At 67.9% G+C, this 14,304-nt stretch carries 16 protein-coding genes; 6 read left to right on the forward strand and 10 right to left on the reverse strand.

Annotation, left to right across the window (positions count from 1 at the left end):
- Window positions 1–10 precede the first annotated feature (10 nt).
- From UAA55_RS08055 to UAA55_RS08080, 6 genes are all read left to right on the forward strand, one after another.
- A complete protein-coding gene (locus UAA55_RS08055; protein ID WP_322952164.1) occupies window positions 11–1,402 on the forward strand; it encodes an efflux RND transporter periplasmic adaptor subunit in 1,392 nt (463 codons plus the stop codon).
- Window positions 1,402–3,552 (forward strand): HlyD family efflux transporter periplasmic adaptor subunit, encoded by a 2,151-nt coding sequence (locus UAA55_RS08060; RefSeq protein WP_322952165.1) that lies wholly within the window; start codon window positions 1,402–1,404, stop codon window positions 3,550–3,552. Before UAA55_RS08055 ends, UAA55_RS08060 begins: the two co-directional genes overlap by 1 nt.
- Window positions 3,553–3,593: 41 nt before the next feature.
- Complete coding sequence (locus UAA55_RS08065) at window positions 3,594–4,310, forward strand: SapC family protein (protein ID WP_322952166.1); 717 nt, start codon at window positions 3,594–3,596, stop codon at window positions 4,308–4,310.
- Window positions 4,311–4,317: 7 nt separating this feature from the next.
- Window positions 4,318–5,166: a hypothetical protein gene (locus UAA55_RS08070; protein ID WP_322952167.1), complete on the forward strand. Its 849-nt coding sequence runs from the start codon at window positions 4,318–4,320 to the stop codon at window positions 5,164–5,166.
- A 99-nt stretch (window positions 5,167–5,265) separates the two neighbouring features.
- Window positions 5,266–5,655 carry a hypothetical protein gene (locus UAA55_RS08075; RefSeq protein ID WP_322952169.1) on the forward strand — a complete coding sequence of 130 codons (390 nt, stop codon included), beginning with the start codon at window positions 5,266–5,268 and terminating at the stop codon, window positions 5,653–5,655.
- A 79-nt stretch (window positions 5,656–5,734) separates the two neighbouring features.
- On the forward strand, window positions 5,735–6,316 hold the full coding sequence (locus UAA55_RS08080) for a hypothetical protein (protein ID WP_322952170.1): 582 nt from the start codon (window positions 5,735–5,737) through the stop codon (window positions 6,314–6,316).
- A 4-nt stretch (window positions 6,317–6,320) separates the two neighbouring features.
- Here the strand turns inward: UAA55_RS08080 and UAA55_RS08085 are convergent, their stop codons facing one another.
- The 10 genes from UAA55_RS08085 to UAA55_RS08125 form a co-directional block, all read right to left on the reverse strand.
- On the reverse strand, window positions 6,321–6,950 hold the full coding sequence (locus tag UAA55_RS08085; protein WP_322952171.1) for a nucleotidyl transferase AbiEii/AbiGii toxin family protein: 630 nt from the start codon (window positions 6,948–6,950) through the stop codon (window positions 6,321–6,323).
- Window positions 6,907–7,413 carry a hypothetical protein gene (locus UAA55_RS08090; protein WP_322952172.1) on the reverse strand — a complete coding sequence of 169 codons (507 nt, stop codon included), beginning with the start codon at window positions 7,411–7,413 and terminating at the stop codon, window positions 6,907–6,909. The genes UAA55_RS08085 and UAA55_RS08090 overlap by 44 nt, the downstream gene beginning before the upstream one ends.
- Before the next feature lie 56 nt (window positions 7,414–7,469).
- The gene (locus UAA55_RS08095; RefSeq protein WP_322952173.1) at window positions 7,470–8,270 is read right to left on the reverse strand and encodes a quinoprotein dehydrogenase-associated SoxYZ-like carrier; all 801 of its coding nucleotides are present in this window, start codon (window positions 8,268–8,270) and stop codon (window positions 7,470–7,472) included.
- Window positions 8,267–9,226, reverse strand: a complete 960-nt coding sequence (locus tag UAA55_RS08100; RefSeq protein ID WP_322952174.1) for a quinoprotein relay system zinc metallohydrolase 2 — start codon at window positions 9,224–9,226, stop codon at window positions 8,267–8,269. Before UAA55_RS08100 ends, UAA55_RS08095 begins: the two co-directional genes overlap by 4 nt.
- On the reverse strand, window positions 9,208–10,332 hold the full coding sequence (gene pqqE / locus UAA55_RS08105) for a pyrroloquinoline quinone biosynthesis protein PqqE (RefSeq protein WP_322952175.1): 1,125 nt from the start codon (window positions 10,330–10,332) through the stop codon (window positions 9,208–9,210). Before pqqE ends, UAA55_RS08100 begins: the two co-directional genes overlap by 19 nt.
- A gap of 47 nt (window positions 10,333–10,379) precedes the next feature.
- Window positions 10,380–10,676, reverse strand: coding sequence for a pyrroloquinoline quinone biosynthesis peptide chaperone PqqD (gene pqqD, locus UAA55_RS08110; RefSeq protein ID WP_322952176.1), 297 nt, complete (start codon window positions 10,674–10,676; stop codon window positions 10,380–10,382).
- Entirely contained in the window at window positions 10,676–11,440 is a 765-nt protein-coding gene (pqqC, locus tag UAA55_RS08115) for a pyrroloquinoline-quinone synthase PqqC (RefSeq protein ID WP_322952177.1), read from the reverse strand. The genes pqqD and pqqC overlap by 1 nt, the downstream gene beginning before the upstream one ends.
- On the reverse strand, window positions 11,437–12,354 hold the full coding sequence (gene pqqB / locus UAA55_RS08120; RefSeq protein ID WP_322952178.1) for a pyrroloquinoline quinone biosynthesis protein PqqB: 918 nt from the start codon (window positions 12,352–12,354) through the stop codon (window positions 11,437–11,439). The genes pqqC and pqqB overlap by 4 nt, the downstream gene beginning before the upstream one ends.
- 96 nt (window positions 12,355–12,450) lie before the next feature.
- Complete coding sequence (gene pqqA / locus UAA55_RS31235) at window positions 12,451–12,645, reverse strand: pyrroloquinoline quinone precursor peptide PqqA (protein WP_416235170.1); 195 nt, start codon at window positions 12,643–12,645, stop codon at window positions 12,451–12,453.
- 106 nt (window positions 12,646–12,751) lie between these two features.
- Window positions 12,752–14,143, reverse strand: a complete 1,392-nt coding sequence (locus UAA55_RS08125; protein ID WP_322952179.1) for a porin — start codon at window positions 14,141–14,143, stop codon at window positions 12,752–12,754.
- Window positions 14,144–14,304: the final 161 nt, after the last annotated feature.

The following is a 14,304-nucleotide window of genomic DNA, read 5'->3' on the forward strand; positions in this document are numbered from 1 at the left end:
GGATAGGGTGATGCGCGTCGTGCCCCCCACCCCGGAGGATGCGCCCCAGCGCCCGGACGCGGCCGAACTGGCCGGACGGCAGCTGTTCGGCCTGACCACGCTGCTGCAACTGCAGAAGCGTGCGCGCCATGCCCGCGGCGAGCAGGAACTGGGCTTCCTGATGGTGAACGACACCTTCAGTCTGGTGCGCTACCGGCAAGCGCTGGCTTGGCAGCGGACGGAACGGGGCGAAGGCGCGGTGTTGGCCGTGTCCGGCCTGTCCTCGGCCGACGCCGACAGCCCCTACGCCCGCTACGCCTGCCGGTTGCTGGCGGCACACGGCGACCCCGCCGCGATCAAGGAACTGACCACCGCCGACCTGGCCGACGATCTGGCGGAGGAGTGGCCGGAATACCTGCCGGCCCATGGCCTGTGGTTGCCGCTGACGGCACCCGACGAGCGGCCCCTGGGCGGGCTGCTGCTCGCGCGGGAGGAGCCGTGGACGGACGGTGAGCGTGTGTTGCTGGAAAACCTGGGCGACGCCTATGCCCACGCCTGGGGCGGCCTGGCGCGGCAGCAGCGGCGCTGGCACCGCGACACCGCGCGGCTGAAGTCCCTGCGCACCCTGGGCTATGTCGCGGCGGGCCTGCTGGCACTGTCCCTGTTCCCCGTGCGCCTGTCGGCCCTGGCCCCGGCGGAGGTCATTCCCCAGGCCCCGACCGTGGTGCGGGCGCCATTCGACGGCGTGGTCGACAAGTTCCTGGTGACGCCCAACCAGCCGGTGACCGAGGACCAGCCGCTGTTCCAGCTGGATCCGGTGCGCCTGCAGAACCGACTGAACGTGGCCCAGGCGACCCTGGAGGCGGCGGAGGCGGAGTACCGCCAGACCGCGCAGCAGGCTGTGTTCGATGAGAAGGCCAAGGGCCAGCTTGTGGTATTGCAGGGCAAGCGCGACCAGGCCATGGCCGAGGTCACCTACGTGCAGGACCTGCTGAAACGCATCGTGGTGCACGCGCCGCGCGCCGGCCTGGCCGTGTTCGCCGACGTCAACGACTGGATCGGACGGCCGGTCACCCAGGGCGAGCGCATCCTGATGGTGGCGGAGCCCAAGGATGTGGAACTGGAGATCAAGCTGCCGGTGGCCGACGCCATCGCCATGGACGCGGGCGACCCGGTGTCGCTGTTCCTGAACATCGATCCACAGCACCCACTGGACGCCACCGTACGCCTGGCGGCCTATCAGCCCGAGGTGGGCACGGACGGCGTGGCGGCCTATCGCCTGAAGGCGCGCTTCGACGACGGCCAGGCGCCGGTGCGCATCGGCCTGCAAGGTACGGCCAAGATTTACGGCCAGCGCACCACCCTGTTCTATTACCTGTTCCGCCGCCCGCTGGCGGCGCTGCGTCAGCGGCTGGGCGTCTGATGAGCGGTGAGGTCCCGAACGCCGCGCCCGCGTCGGTGGATACCCCGCCCGTGCGCCTGGCCCCCTTGCGGGAGGAACTGACCCTGCTGGCCGAACCGGCCCTGGCGGATGGGTCGCCCAGCTGGACGCTGCACGACCAAGTGGCCGGACGCTTCTATCGGCTGGGTTGGCTGGAGTTCGAGATCCTGCGCCGATGGCATTTGGAGGTGCCGCAGGCCATCGCCGCCGATGTCGCGTCCAACACCACGCTGCGCGTCACCGTCGATGATGTCATGGCCGTCTCGCAGTTTCTGGCGCTGAACAACCTGTTGCAGCGCCATGGGCCGCAGGCGGTGTCGACCCTCATGCGCCAGGCGGAGATGCGCAAGCCCGGCTTCTGGCAATGGCTGCTGAAGAACTACCTGTTCTTCCGTGTGCCGCTGGTGAAGCCCGACCGTTTCCTGACCCAGGCCCTGCCTTATGTATCCTGGATCTTCACCCGCGGTTTCTTCCTGGTGACGCTGGCCGCCGCCTTGCTCGGCATTTATCTGGTGACGCGGCAGTGGGACCAGTTCCGCACCACCTTCGTCAGCTTCCTCTCCCCGTCCGGCCTCATCACCGGCGCCGTCGGCTTGGCCGCGGCCAAGGTGGTGCACGAGCTGGGGCACGCCTTGACCGCAAAGCGCTATGGCTGCCGGGTGCAGACCATGGGCATCGCCTTCATGGTCATGTACCCACTGCTGTACACCGACGTCAGCGATGCCTGGCGCCTGCCCAACCGGCGCCAGCGTCTGGCCATCGGCGTGGCCGGCATGGGGGCGGAACTGACCTTGGCCGCCTATGCCACGCTGGCCTGGTCCTTCCTACCGGAAGGGCCGGTGAAGGCGGCCGCCTTCCTGCTGGCCACCACCAGCTGGATCATGACCGTGCTGGTCAACACCAGCCCCTTCATGCGCTTCGACGGTTACTTCCTGCTGTCGGACCTGCTGGACGTGCCCAACCTGCACGACCGCGCCTTCGCGCTGGGCCGCTGGTGGCTGCGCGAGCGGCTGTTCCATTTGGGCGAACCGGTGCCGGAGGAACTGCCGGCCAAGCGGCGCAACCTGCTGATCGCCCTGGCCTTCGCCACCTGGATCTACCGCTTCACCCTGTTCGTCGGCATCGCCGCCCTGGTCTATCACCTGTTCTTCAAGGTGCTGGGCATCATCCTGTTCCTGGTGGAGGTGTGGTGGTTCATCCTGCGCCCGCCCCTGAACGAGGTGCGGGAGTGGATACGGCGGCGCGGGACCATGACCTGGAACCGACGGTCCGCGACCACGGCGGCCCTGGCGCTGGGGCTGCTGGCCCTGGCCGTCATTCCCTGGCGCAGCACCGTGACGGCCCCGGCCATCCTGCGCGCGGCGCAGGAGATGGAGATTTTCCTGGACCAGCCGGGCCGGGTGGACGCCGTGCTGGTCAAGGCCGGTCAAGCCGTCACGGCGGGGCAAGTGCTGTTCCGCCTTAGCTCTCCCGACCTGGATTACAAACTGGCCAGCCAGCGCCAGAAGATCCAGACCCTGCAGTGGGAGTCCGCCTATCGCGGCAGCGCCGCCGTCGACCCCAGGCGCCAGCGCATCGCGGCGCAGGAATTGGAGACGGCGCAGGCCGAGCTGCGCGGGCTGGAGGCGGAAAAGGCCAAGTTGACCGTCACCGCGCCGTTCACCGGCGTCATGGCCGAGGTGATGGAACCGCTCTCGCCGGGCGAATGGCTGCCGGCGAAGGAGCGGCTGGGCCTGCTGCTGGACCCGGCGCGACCCATGATCGAAGCTTATGTGCGAGAGGCCGACCTGCACCGGGTGACGGTGGGTGACGCGGGGCGCTTCCGCCCCGACCAGACGGTGACCAGCGCCGTGGACGGCCGCATCCAGGATATCGACGACACCAGCACGCGCGTGCTGACCCGCCGTTATCTGGCCAGCACTTATGGCGGCGACATCGCGGCGCGCGAGGACAGCCAGCACCAGCTGGTGCCGGAGGAGTCGCTGTACCGCGTGCTGATCGCCCCGGCCGAGGACACCGCCCCGGCCAGCCTGGAACGGGGCCGCGTGACGCTGGAAGGCGCGCGCGAAAGCCTGCTGGGCAATCTCTGGCGCCGGACCATGGCCATCCTGCTGCGCGAGGGCAGCTTCTGAGCGCCAACCGTTGACCTCGCCCTGTTGAGAAGCCGTACGCCATGACCGACCGTCCCACGCTTCCTCTTTTCTACAAGCAGCCGCGCCTGATGCAGGCCGCCGTGGACGAGGCCATGTCCCTGCGCGTGCCCACGCATTACGGCTTCGCCGCCGGGGCGCATGCGGTTCCCCTGGTGATGGGGGAGTTCGCCGCCGCCTGCCGGTCGCTGCCCATCCTGTTCGCCGGCGAGGCCGCGGCCCCCATCGCCCTGCTGGGCCTGCGCGAGGGAAAGAACCTGTTCGTGAACGCCGACGGCGGCTGGGAGCGGGACGTCCACATCCCCGCCTATGTCCGCCGCTATCCCTTCATCTTCCTGGAGGATGCGGAGGCGGACCAGCTCACCCTATGCGTCGACGAGGCCGCGGACGCCGTGGTGGCGGGAACGGAAAATCCCTTTTTCGTCAACGGCGCGCCCACGGACCTGACCCTTCAGGCCCTGGATTTCGCCCGCCAATACCAGGCATCGCACGCGCTGACCATCAGCTTCGTCGCAGCCCTGCTGGAGGGTGGTCTGCTGATCGAGCGGCGAGCGGACATCACCCTGCCCTCCGGGGAGACGCCCAGCCTGTCCGGCTTCCGCGTCATCGACGAGGAGAAGCTGAACCGGCTGCCGGCCGAGGTGCTGGCGTATTGGCGCGACAAGGGCTGGCTGGCCGCGGCCTACGCCCATCTCATCTCCCTCAACGACTGGTCGGCGCTGATCCGGCGGGCCGGATGACGGCGGCGTGATGGACAGACTGCTGCCACAGGAGATCGAGCCGCCGACACCGGCGATGGAAAGGCTGACCGCGCGGATGGTGCTGCCCATCCAGCCGCAGCTGATGGTCTATCTGGCCGACATCCGCGCACAGGTGGATGGCGAGCTGCAGCCCATGCTGCCACCGGTCAGCCCGGTCAAGCCTTATCCCCTGGGCCGCTGTGAGGAGATCACGCGCGCGGCCATGACGATCCTGAGCCGGCGCCTGCGCAAGCCCGCCCATCCGGTGGAGTACGCCCTGGCCTCCTTCCTGCGCCAGGGGGGGCGCATCCGCACCGTCTGGGGCGCGTTGCGCAACACCTATTTCCAGAACGCCTTCCAAATCGGCAGCCTGTATGCCGACGTCGCCAACGACACGGTCGTCATCACCAAACCCAAGGTCGAGATCCTGCCGGTGCGCGAGTGCGGGCTGGCGCCCATCCGGGACATCCCCCATTTCATCGAAATCGCCGGCACGTATTGGGGCGGTGAGATCTACCCCAACCTGGTGATTCCCGACCTCGCCCCCCTGTTCCCCATGATCAGCCGCGTCCCCCACCAGTCCGCACGGCTGCAGATGGGGTGCGACTATATGATCGACCTGTTCCGCCGGGACGAGTTCCGGGGGCCGGAGGCCTTCCTGGCCGCCGCCCCGCCGCCCCCGCCCGAGGTGGTGGAGGAATTACGCGGCCTATGCCCCGAGGCGGTCCGCCATGTCGCCCCCGACAGTGGTCGGAACCTGGCCATCGCGGCCTGCCGGCGGGCCCGGGATGCGCGGGCGGACGACGCGTGGCGGGATCGCCTGGTCCTGGACCTGTTGAGCATCAAGCGGTTCTGACCCGCCCCGCCATCCCTGCCCCTTCGTACTACCAATCGGTCATGGTCGCGGCCGGGTGGCTGCGTTAGGCTTTCCTGATAATAAGATCGGGAGGAGTCCATGATGCGCGTGACGCGGTCCCTGCTGGCGATGCCGGTCCTGGTGGGACTGGCCATGGTGCCGGTGTCGGCTGGTGCCGCGGAACCCAAGGCCAAGGGGGAGCATCATCCCCGCTACGACTATCCCACCGCCGTGCGCGCCGACTACGTCATCGGCTGCCTGGCGTCCAACGGCTTCAAGCATGAACTGCTGGGCAAGTGCGCCTGCGGCATCGACACCATCGCCGACATGATGCCCTACGACGACTATGAGAAGGCCGACACCATCCTGCGCATGCAACAGGGCGGCCTGGGCGACCGGGGCGCCATGTTCCGTGACACCCCCATCGCCAAGGACGAGGTGGAAAAGCTGCGCCGCGCCCAGGCCGAGGTCAACCTGCGCTGCACATGAGGGCCACCGCCCCATCCGCCTTGCGCGGCCCCCTGGCCCACGCCACAATCTGGCCGACCATGGCGGGGGAAAATAGACCGTGAAATACCATCCGGAGGCGCTGGACCCCATCGTAGGCTTCCTGCGCGACATCGGCTTCACGGTGCGGTACGGCGCCGGAGCGCAGGGCGGCTTCCTGCCCGGCGTCAACATCGCGGCCGGCGCCCTCCATGTGGATCCCGAGACGCTGGTGGGCCCCGGCGACCTGCTGCACGAGGCCGGGCACATGGCCATCCTGCCCCGCCGCCTGCATGCCCGGATGGGACGGGATCTGGAGGCGGACATGCGCGCCGCCATCGCCGCCGAGGCCGGCCCCGGCATGCCGGCCGATCCCCTGCTGTCCGTCCCCCTGCAGCAGGGCGAACTGATGGCCCAGGCCTGGTCCTACGCCGCGGCGCTGCACCTGGGCGTGCCGCTGGACTGCGTCTTCTTCCCGGGTTCCTACCACGTCGACGCGTATGAAGGCCCGCATCCCATGCAGCGGTGGCTGGAGGCCGGCACCCACCACGGGCTGGCCGGGCTGGCGCGCGTGGGCATGACCGGCTTCACCGGCGTCTTCGCCCTGATGGACGACAACGGCCTGCCCCCCTTCCCGCACATGACCCGGTGGGTGCAGGCATAAGGGATCAAAGGGTCGCGAATTCGGATCGCAGGAAGCCCAACACCTGATCCGCAGCCGCCGAGGTGCCATAGCGCTGACCAGCCGGCGTGGGGTTCACGTCGGTGCGAACCTGCGCCTCATAGACAGGCCGCAGGAGATCTATACGGTCCATGAGACGAACAGCCCGATCCGCAACTTCCGGCAATGCCAAACGCAGTTCATCGGCGTGGTGGTCGATGACCGCCGCCGTATCAAAAATATCACGCACCTTGAAGTTGGACGGCCGGTGGAACATCTTCTTGGTTGCGATTTCCCAAGGCGTTTCCAAAGGAACTTGATGGCCTTCGAAAAGCCAATCCACCACCGGATTGTCCGTCCGGCGCCCTGCGGCGATAAAATCGATTTCGCCTTCGGCGAAGATCAGCTTCAGATAGTTGCCTGGATATTCGTATGTCCGCCCATCCAGCAGAGCTTTGGTCGTCCCATTTCGCTGCGGTGTCAGCGCCCGCACAATGTCGGAGGAGCCAACAAAGGCATCAATATCGTAGCTGATCCGGTGAGCATAGTGGACGGCCAGGGCGGTCCCGCCTCCAAAGCTCCAAACAGTCCCATCAGGCAATGTGCCTATCAGCGCCAAGGTGCGTCGCAGCAGCACGTCCCAAGCTGAGGTCCGCCATTTCGGTGATCCAGGCGGCGTTACTGGCATCGGGTACTCTCCAAGTCCGCAGGGCGCGATACAAATCCTCGAAGGTCAGCAAACCGCTGAGCACCAAATCGTGCAGCGTGCCCATGGACACCTCGTCGAAGAGGGCTTCCACATGGGCTCGCCAGTCTTCAAGAGGCGCCGGAGCCAATAGCAAGGCGACCAGGCCCGGCCCGTCCACTGGCGCGGAACGGGGCGCGTTGATGGTGGACAGGGCGCGAGCCAGCGCCGGTTCCGCCGCCGTCAACTGCTTGAACTGCTGCCGCCATCGGCTAGCGACAGCTCTCAACGCATCGGCAGCAGCCATGGGCGTCTGCACCTCCACCCGGGCGATGCCACGGGGTGTGAGGGTGGATTGGCGATAGCGGCGGACGCGGTCAGCGGCGGTGGCATCCCGTTTGGGCTTGGCGGTCATGGATATCTCCTGACAGCGCCAGCATAGCGTAACCGGATTACGCCCTCAAGCCCCCTTCACCCCTTGTCGTCACCCTGGAAGCTGTGGCTGAAGGTAGCGTCGGTGCTGTCGCGCACCGTGACGGCCAGGGGGCCCTGGGGGCGGTAGCTGAAGGTCAGGGCGGGGTCTTCGCTGAGCGAGATGTCGGCCTCAAGGGTGAAGACCAGGGCGTCGCCGCTTTTGACCGTGACGTCGCGGACGAAGCGGGCGGGCGTGTAGTTGCGGGTCACCTGGTCCATCTGCATGCCATTGTAATTGGGGTGGCTGATCAGCAGCTGGGCCGTGACCGAGCCCTTGGGCAGGCCCGCCGGGCCATCCGCCACCATCTTCAGGCGCATCTGGCCCAGGCGTTCCATGGCCAGGACGGCGTCCTTGGTGGCGGGGGCGGAACAGCCACCAGCGGCCTTGACGTAGCGCTCGGCCACGAACCAGCGACCATCCGTCGTTTCCGCCACGGCGTGCATGTGGGTGTAGGCGTCCACGCGGACGCGGGTCTTCACCTGGACCGGCACGGCCGCGGGGCCGAAATGGAAGGTGCCGACCAGGGGGGCGGGGTTGTTGTCCACCACCAGGTAAAGGGCCTTCAGCGACAGTGTGGGATCCAGGGTCAGGGTCACCGGCACCAGGGCCGCGTCCATGGCCCTGTCCGGCGCCACCAGCGCGATTTGGCCCTTGGCGGGGGTCAAGGTGTGGTTGGCGAACAGGGCCTGGCGCAGGTCCTGCCAGCGGGCGGCGTCGGCCGCCGGGTCTTCCGCCCAGGCCTGAAGCGGGACGGCCAGGACGGATAGCAACAGCGCGGCGAACAGGCGGGACTTCATGACGGATCCTCCCACTCCAGCTGCTTGAAGGCGGTGATGGCGTTGCGGCCGTTGTAGGCGTCGAACAGGCGCCAGCGGCCCTTTTCCGACCGCCCCACCGTGGCGGCGGCCGTATCGATGTCTCCACCCTTGGCCAGCAAGGCGCGCGTGTCGCGGGCCAGGGTGGTCAGGTAGCGTTCCTCATCCGCCGCCCCGGCCGGCCAGGGCAGTTGGGCGGGGCCGTGGCCGGGCACCACGCGCACCGCCGGCAAGGCCTTCAGCTGGTCCAGGACCTTCAGCCAGCCGGTCAGGTTGCCGTCCAGCGCCGGAATGCGATCCTGGAACAGCAGGTCGCCGGCCCAGAGGGTCCGTGTCTGGTCATCATAGACGGTCAAGTCGCTGTCGGTGTGGGCGGCGCCGTAGGCCGCCAAGTGCAGCGTCCGGCCGCCCAGATCGATGTCGGCGGCGGTGTCGACAGCCTGGGTGGGCGGCAAGGCGTCGCCGGCCTTGGGGCCCGCTTGGGCCGGGTCGCCGCCCAGGATGCGGGCCAGGCCCTGGCGGTAGAAGGCGCCCCGCTCCGCCCACGCGGCGGCGAAGCGGGCATGGGCCACCACCGTTGGATGGTCGGGCGCGAAGGCGACGGCGCCCAGCACATGGTCGGGATGAATATGGGTATAGATCAGATAGCGGATGGGCAGCCCGGTGATCGCCTTGACGCGCGCCCGCAACCAGGCGCCATCCCCGGCGCTGCCACCGGGATCGATGACGGCCACGGCGTCATGCCCGACGATGAAGCCGACGTTGGCGATGGCGTCGTCATTGGCGGCGGTGGCGTCCTGCACCGCGCCGGAGCGCACGTAGACGCCGGCCGCCACCTGGATGAGGGAGGCGTCTTTCGCCCATGAAGATGCCGACAGCGGCAAACCGGCCGCCGCGCACAGCAGGAAACCGGCCCGGATCAGGGTTCGGCGGGCCATGCCTCCTCCGCAGGAGCGTTGGCGGACCTTGCCAGCGCGGGCGGCGGCCCGTACTGGCGGTAAATGAACTTGGCCGGGGCGTCGCCCCGCGCCCGCACCGCCGCCAGCATGACGCCATGGTCGGGCGACAGGGCGCAGGCGGGATCGGTGCGGCCGGCATCGCCGGTCAGAGCGAAGGCCTGGCAGCGGCAGCCGCCCCAGTCCACCTCCTTGCGCTCGCAGCCCTGGCAGGGTTCCGGCATCCAGGCGGTGCCACGATAGCGGTTGAAGGCTTCGCTGTCATACCAGGCCGCCGCAAGCGAGCCGGTGGCGACCGATGGCCAGTCGAAACCGGGCAGCGTCTCCGCCGCGTGGCAGGGCAAAGCCAGGCCGGCGGGAGAGATGTTCATGAAACGCCGGGCCCAGCCGCCCATGCAGGCCTTGGGACGCGCGGCGTAATAGTCGGGCGGCACATAATCGATGACCATGCGCCCCTTCAGCCGCACCCGTGCCGCCTCCACCACCGCCGTGGCCGCGTCCAATTGCGCCCGGCTGGGCAGCAGGGCGTCGCGGTTCATCAGGCTCCAGCCATAGTACTGGACATGGGCGACCTCGATGCGGGCGGCCCCCAGTTCCAGCCCCAGGTCTATCATCCGCGGAAGCCGGTCCAGGTTCTGGCGATGGACGACGAAGTTCAACGTCAAGGGCAGGCCGGCGGCCGTGACCTGCCGGGCCAGCGCCAGTTTGCGCGCCTGGGCGCCCGGCATGCCGCCGATGCGCTCGGCACTCTCCACCTCCACATCCTGGAAGCTCAGCTGCACATGGTCCAGGCCGGCGTCGGCCAGCACGGCCAGCGACGCACCGTCCAGCAGCACGCCGGAGGTGATGAGGTTGGTGTAAAGCCCCAGGGACGCGGCATGGCGCACCAGCTCCGGCAGATCCTTGCGCGCCGTGGGCTCGCCGCCCGAGAAATGCACCTGCAGGATGCCCAGGGCCGCCGCCTCACCCAGCAGACGCTTCCAGGTGGCCGTGTCCATCTCCTCCCCCGCCCGCTGCAGCTCCACGGGATTGGAGCAATAGGGGCAGCGCAGGGGGCAGCGGTGGGTCAACTCCATCAGCAGACCCATCGGCGCCTCGACCCCAGGAGAAGCGGGCGCAGGGGAAGGGGGACGGCTCATAACAGGACCACGCCTTTCTCGGCCAGATCGCGCAACATGCCGCCCACGTCGCCCGCCATCTCACCGCGGGGAACGTCGAAGCGGGTGGCCAGATCGTCGATGATGGCGCCCAGGCTGCGCTGACCGTCCACCAGCTTCAGGATCTCGGTCGCCGCCTCATCCGGCAGGAATAGTCGTTCCGGCGCCAAAACCATCCAGCTTTGCCGGGTCTCGTCAAAGCGGAACTTCACGCCCCGGGCAAAACGCGGCACCGCCGCCTCACCCACCGCTTCCGTCGCCAGGGCTTCCGTCATCACTTCCGTCCTTCCGGCACGAAGGCCCCGGGTGGGATATAGCCAGGCTCGACATAGGCGAAGTGCAGGGCGTCCAACTGGGCCCACAGGATGTTGCACTTCTCCGTCAGGGCGGCGATGGCGCCGCGCTGCTGTTCCGCCGTGCGGGCATGTTCCTTCACATAGGCCAGCGCGAAGTCCACATCGCGTGGCGCCTGGGTCAGGCGCGGGGTGAAGTAAGCCAGGGTTTCCTGGGTGATGAAATCGTAGTTGGCCAGCATGCCCGACACGCGCTCGGCGATGATGGTGGGGGAGAACATCTCGGTGAGGGAGGAGGCCACGGCCTCCAGCACGCTGCGGTCCCGCACCAGGGAGACGTAGGCGTCGACGGCGAAGCGGGTGGCCGGCAGGATGCCGACGGTGGATTGGACATAGGCGCGGTCCAGCCCCACCCCGGTGGCCAGACGCAGCCAGCGCTCGATGCCGCCGTTGGCCGGCGTGTCGGCACCCGGGAAGCCGTCATGGTCCTCCAGCCGGCTGCGCCACAGGCGGCGCAGGTCGGGCGTCGGCAGGCGGGACAGCAGCACCGCGTCCTTGGCCGGGATGCGGCTTTGATAATAATAGCGGTTCAAGGCCCAGGCCTGGACTTGGCCCCGGTTCAGGGCCCCGCTGTGCAACAGTTTATGGAAGGGATGCAGGTTGTGGTAGCGCTCCGCCCCCACGGCGCGCAGCGCGGCCTCCAATTCCTGCGGCGATAGGACACGATCCTGCGGCTCCGTCGTCATAAGGCGATTTCCATTCCGTCAAAAGCCACTTCCCATCCCGCCCGGTCCACCACCCGGCGCTGCGGGCTGTCATCCACGAGGATGGGGTTGGAGTTGTTGATGTGGATGAAGATTCGGCGGCGCACATCCAGATCGGCGAAGGCGGCCAGTGTGGCGTCCACGCTCATGTGCCCCATGCGCAGGCCGGTCTTTTTCCCAAGGCCGGCATCGATCATTTCCGTATCGGTATAAAGCGTGCCGTCGAAAAACACCAAATCGGCACCCCGCAGGCGATCGGCCAAGGCCGGCGTCATGGCGGCGCAGCCGGGGATGAAGAAGAAGCGGCGATCGCCATCGTCCACCGCCACGCCCACCGTGTCCTCCCCCTCCACAATGGGGGGCGGGCCGTCGCCGCCTTCCAGATACAGGGGCACCTTGCCGGGAACAGGGAACAGTTCGACCCACAGACCGCTCTCAGCACCCCCGATGCCGCCGCCGGTCAACGGCACACGCTCATTCAGCGGCAACGCGCGGCGCGCCACCACGTCCCGGGCCAGCACCTCGAAGATGGGGTTCGCGTCCAGGATGCCCAGGGTGCGGGCGGTGCCGTGCAGGGTGAATGGCTGCCGTTCGCGCAGATTGAGCAAGCCGGCGATAACGTCGACGTCGCCGCCGCTCAGCACCACGCCGGCGACAGGGGTGGAACGCAGGCCATGGTTGGGGTGCAGCGCCGGGTTGGCGGCGATCTGCTGCCGCAGGTCGGGCGACGCGTTCAGCAGGAACCACTGCCGGCCGTCGCGGCTGACCGCCAGCGAGGCCTGGGTGCGGGGCCGCGCCGCCGGATCACCGGCACGCGCCCGCCGGCAAGCCTCGGCATGTGAGTTCCACTGGGGAAACCCACCGCCGGCCGCCGCGCCGAGAACAAGGATATGCATGGGCCCTTGGGCGTCAAGCCAAAGCACATGGGGCCGTCGCGGCCGGCCGGACCAGTCGCCCGGAGGACCAACGGCGGCCCCAAGTCGTTGAATCTATTATTTCACTTCCGCGCAAGCGTAGCAGTTGATTTCCATGCCCAGCGCGATCTCAACGATCTTCGGAGTCTTCCAGCTCATAACATTTCCTCCGGTTTTGAGGAACGGCCACAGGGCCGCTCCTATATTTAAAATAATTCTAAATCGTCTTTGCGTCAAGGCGACAGCCGCTGCCGCGACCACGCGCCGCCTCATCCCTTCGGCGAAGACAGGCCCGCCTCGGGCACCTACGGGGTCAAGCCTTGCGCGCCCCCGGCTGTTCCGCAAGGCGGGCCAAGCCGTTGGGGGAAGTCAGGAACCATCAGAAGAACGCGATGGCACCGGCGGCGATCGTATCCTCCTGAGCCTTGTTGCCGCCGTGGGCCGTGGCGGTGGTGTGGGCATACTCACAGATCAGGTTGACCCAACTGGTCAGCTTGTATTTGCAGCCGGCGGCCCAGGATTCGTTGGTCTTCACCAGCAAGGGGTTGACCTCGCCTGAGGCCAGGCCCAGGCGGCTCAGCCCGTAGCTGCCGGATAGGGTGAACCTCTTGAAGAAGGTGTAGCTGCCCTGGACATAGTAACCGTCCGAGCTGCGCGCCTGGCCAGCGGCGCTGACGCCGTCGAAGAACAGGCCGGTGGTGCCCAGCGCGTCGCCGGTGTAGCCATAGGCCACCAGCTCGGCATCCGCGATGTCGACCTTGGCGCCGAAGTCCCAGCCCGTGCCGCGCAGGCTGCGGCCCTGGGGCAGGGCCTCGGTGCCGGCGACGCTTTTCAGGTTTTGGGTGACGACGTTGGCCCACAGATGGGCCTTCACCAGGCTGCTGACGTCGGCCGGCAGCTCATAGTTCACGCCCGCCTGGATCTGCGGGTCATCATGGGCGGACAGGGTGCCCGACTGGCCGGAGAAGTTGAAGGCGTCCAATGGCTGGAAGATGCCGGCGGAGGCGGTGAAGCCGCTGAAGTTGGGCGTGGTGTAGGTGATCTGGGGCAACCAGTCGGCATAGACATAGCCGATGCCGATGCGCCCCAGCGAGGTGTTGGACGGCGCCACATTGCCGCCGGTGGACCCCACGCCGAACAGGGTGAAGTCGTTCAGGATGGCCTGCTGGCCGAACAGGCCGATGTCGCGCCCCACCTTGACCGTGCCCATGGTGGGCGTACCCACCGTCAGGTACTGCTGGCGGAAATCGATGCCGGAGGTCGCCAAGGCATGGGCGGCACCGGCGGAATTGGCCCCGCCCACCCCCGACACGCTGTTCAGGCCGGGATACATGCCGAAATGGGCCACGATGTCGAAGCCGTCCTGCTGGGTCTTCAGCTCCACGGCGAAGTTGCCGGGCAGCAGGCCGTTGCGCAGGGAGGAGTTCTCGCTGCTGCCCACCGCCGCCAAGCCGCCCGCCACGACGTGGTTGGGCGCCACGCTGTCCGGGCTGTCATGGACGTAGAAGCCGTTGATCTCACCCGACAGGGTGACGTCGACCGGGCCGACATGCAGACCGATGCCTTTTTCCGTCCTGCGCACGGCATAGGGATCGGGCGGCGGCACGGCGGCCACCGCCGCGGCGCTGGCGCTGGCCACGGCCGCTGGCGGGGGTGGGGGCGGCGTCTCGACCGCCTTGCGCTGTTTCAGCTGATCGTATTCCTGCTGGGACAGGATGCCTTTGGCCAACAGTTTGGCCAGAAGATCGTCGGTGGTGTCGGCTTTCGCCATGGATCCCGGCAGACATGCCAGGCCGCTGATCGCGGTTACGCCCAGAAACAATGCCATCCGCTTGGATTTCATTCTTGTTTCCTCCCGGCTTATATTTGCAGGGTGTCGGCCCGGTGGTCATGGCAATAAAACGCCATTCGGCGGAAGTTTCCGCGCGCCGA

The sequence above is a fragment of the Nitrospirillum guanabarense genome, assembly GCF_034653355.1.
Taxonomy (GTDB): Bacteria; Pseudomonadota; Alphaproteobacteria; order Azospirillales; family Azospirillaceae; genus Nitrospirillum.

What these genes read in the sequence shown, in the direction of transcription:
- UAA55_RS08055 (WP_322952164.1), top strand. Translation starts at nt 11, where the DNA reads ATGCGCGTCGTGCCCCCCACCCCGGAGGATGCGCCCCAGCGCCCGGAC.
- UAA55_RS08060 (WP_322952165.1), top strand. Translation starts at nt 1,402, where the DNA reads ATGAGCGGTGAGGTCCCGAACGCCGCGCCCGCGTCGGTGGATACCCCG.
- UAA55_RS08065 (WP_322952166.1), top strand. Translation starts at nt 3,594, where the DNA reads ATGACCGACCGTCCCACGCTTCCTCTTTTCTACAAGCAGCCGCGCCTG.
- UAA55_RS08075 (WP_322952169.1), top strand. Translation starts at nt 5,266, where the DNA reads ATGATGCGCGTGACGCGGTCCCTGCTGGCGATGCCGGTCCTGGTGGGA.
- UAA55_RS08090 (WP_322952172.1), bottom strand. Translation starts at nt 7,413, where the DNA reads ATGACCGCCAAGCCCAAACGGGATGCCACCGCCGCTGACCGCGTCCGC.
- UAA55_RS08095 (WP_322952173.1), bottom strand. Translation starts at nt 8,270, where the DNA reads ATGAAGTCCCGCCTGTTCGCCGCGCTGTTGCTATCCGTCCTGGCCGTC.
- UAA55_RS08100 (WP_322952174.1), bottom strand. Translation starts at nt 9,226, where the DNA reads ATGGCCCGCCGAACCCTGATCCGGGCCGGTTTCCTGCTGTGCGCGGCG.
- pqqE (WP_322952175.1), bottom strand. Translation starts at nt 10,332, where the DNA reads ATGGGTCTGCTGATGGAGTTGACCCACCGCTGCCCCCTGCGCTGCCCC.
- pqqD (WP_322952176.1), bottom strand. Translation starts at nt 10,676, where the DNA reads ATGACGGAAGCCCTGGCGACGGAAGCGGTGGGTGAGGCGGCGGTGCCG.
- pqqC (WP_322952177.1), bottom strand. Translation starts at nt 11,440, where the DNA reads ATGACGACGGAGCCGCAGGATCGTGTCCTATCGCCGCAGGAATTGGAG.
- pqqB (WP_322952178.1), bottom strand. Translation starts at nt 12,354, where the DNA reads ATGCATATCCTTGTTCTCGGCGCGGCGGCCGGCGGTGGGTTTCCCCAG.
- pqqA (WP_416235170.1), bottom strand. Translation starts at nt 12,645, where the DNA reads ATGAGGCGGCGCGTGGTCGCGGCAGCGGCTGTCGCCTTGACGCAAAGA.
- UAA55_RS08125 (WP_322952179.1), bottom strand. Translation starts at nt 14,143, where the DNA reads ATGGCGAAAGCCGACACCACCGACGATCTTCTGGCCAAACTGTTGGCC.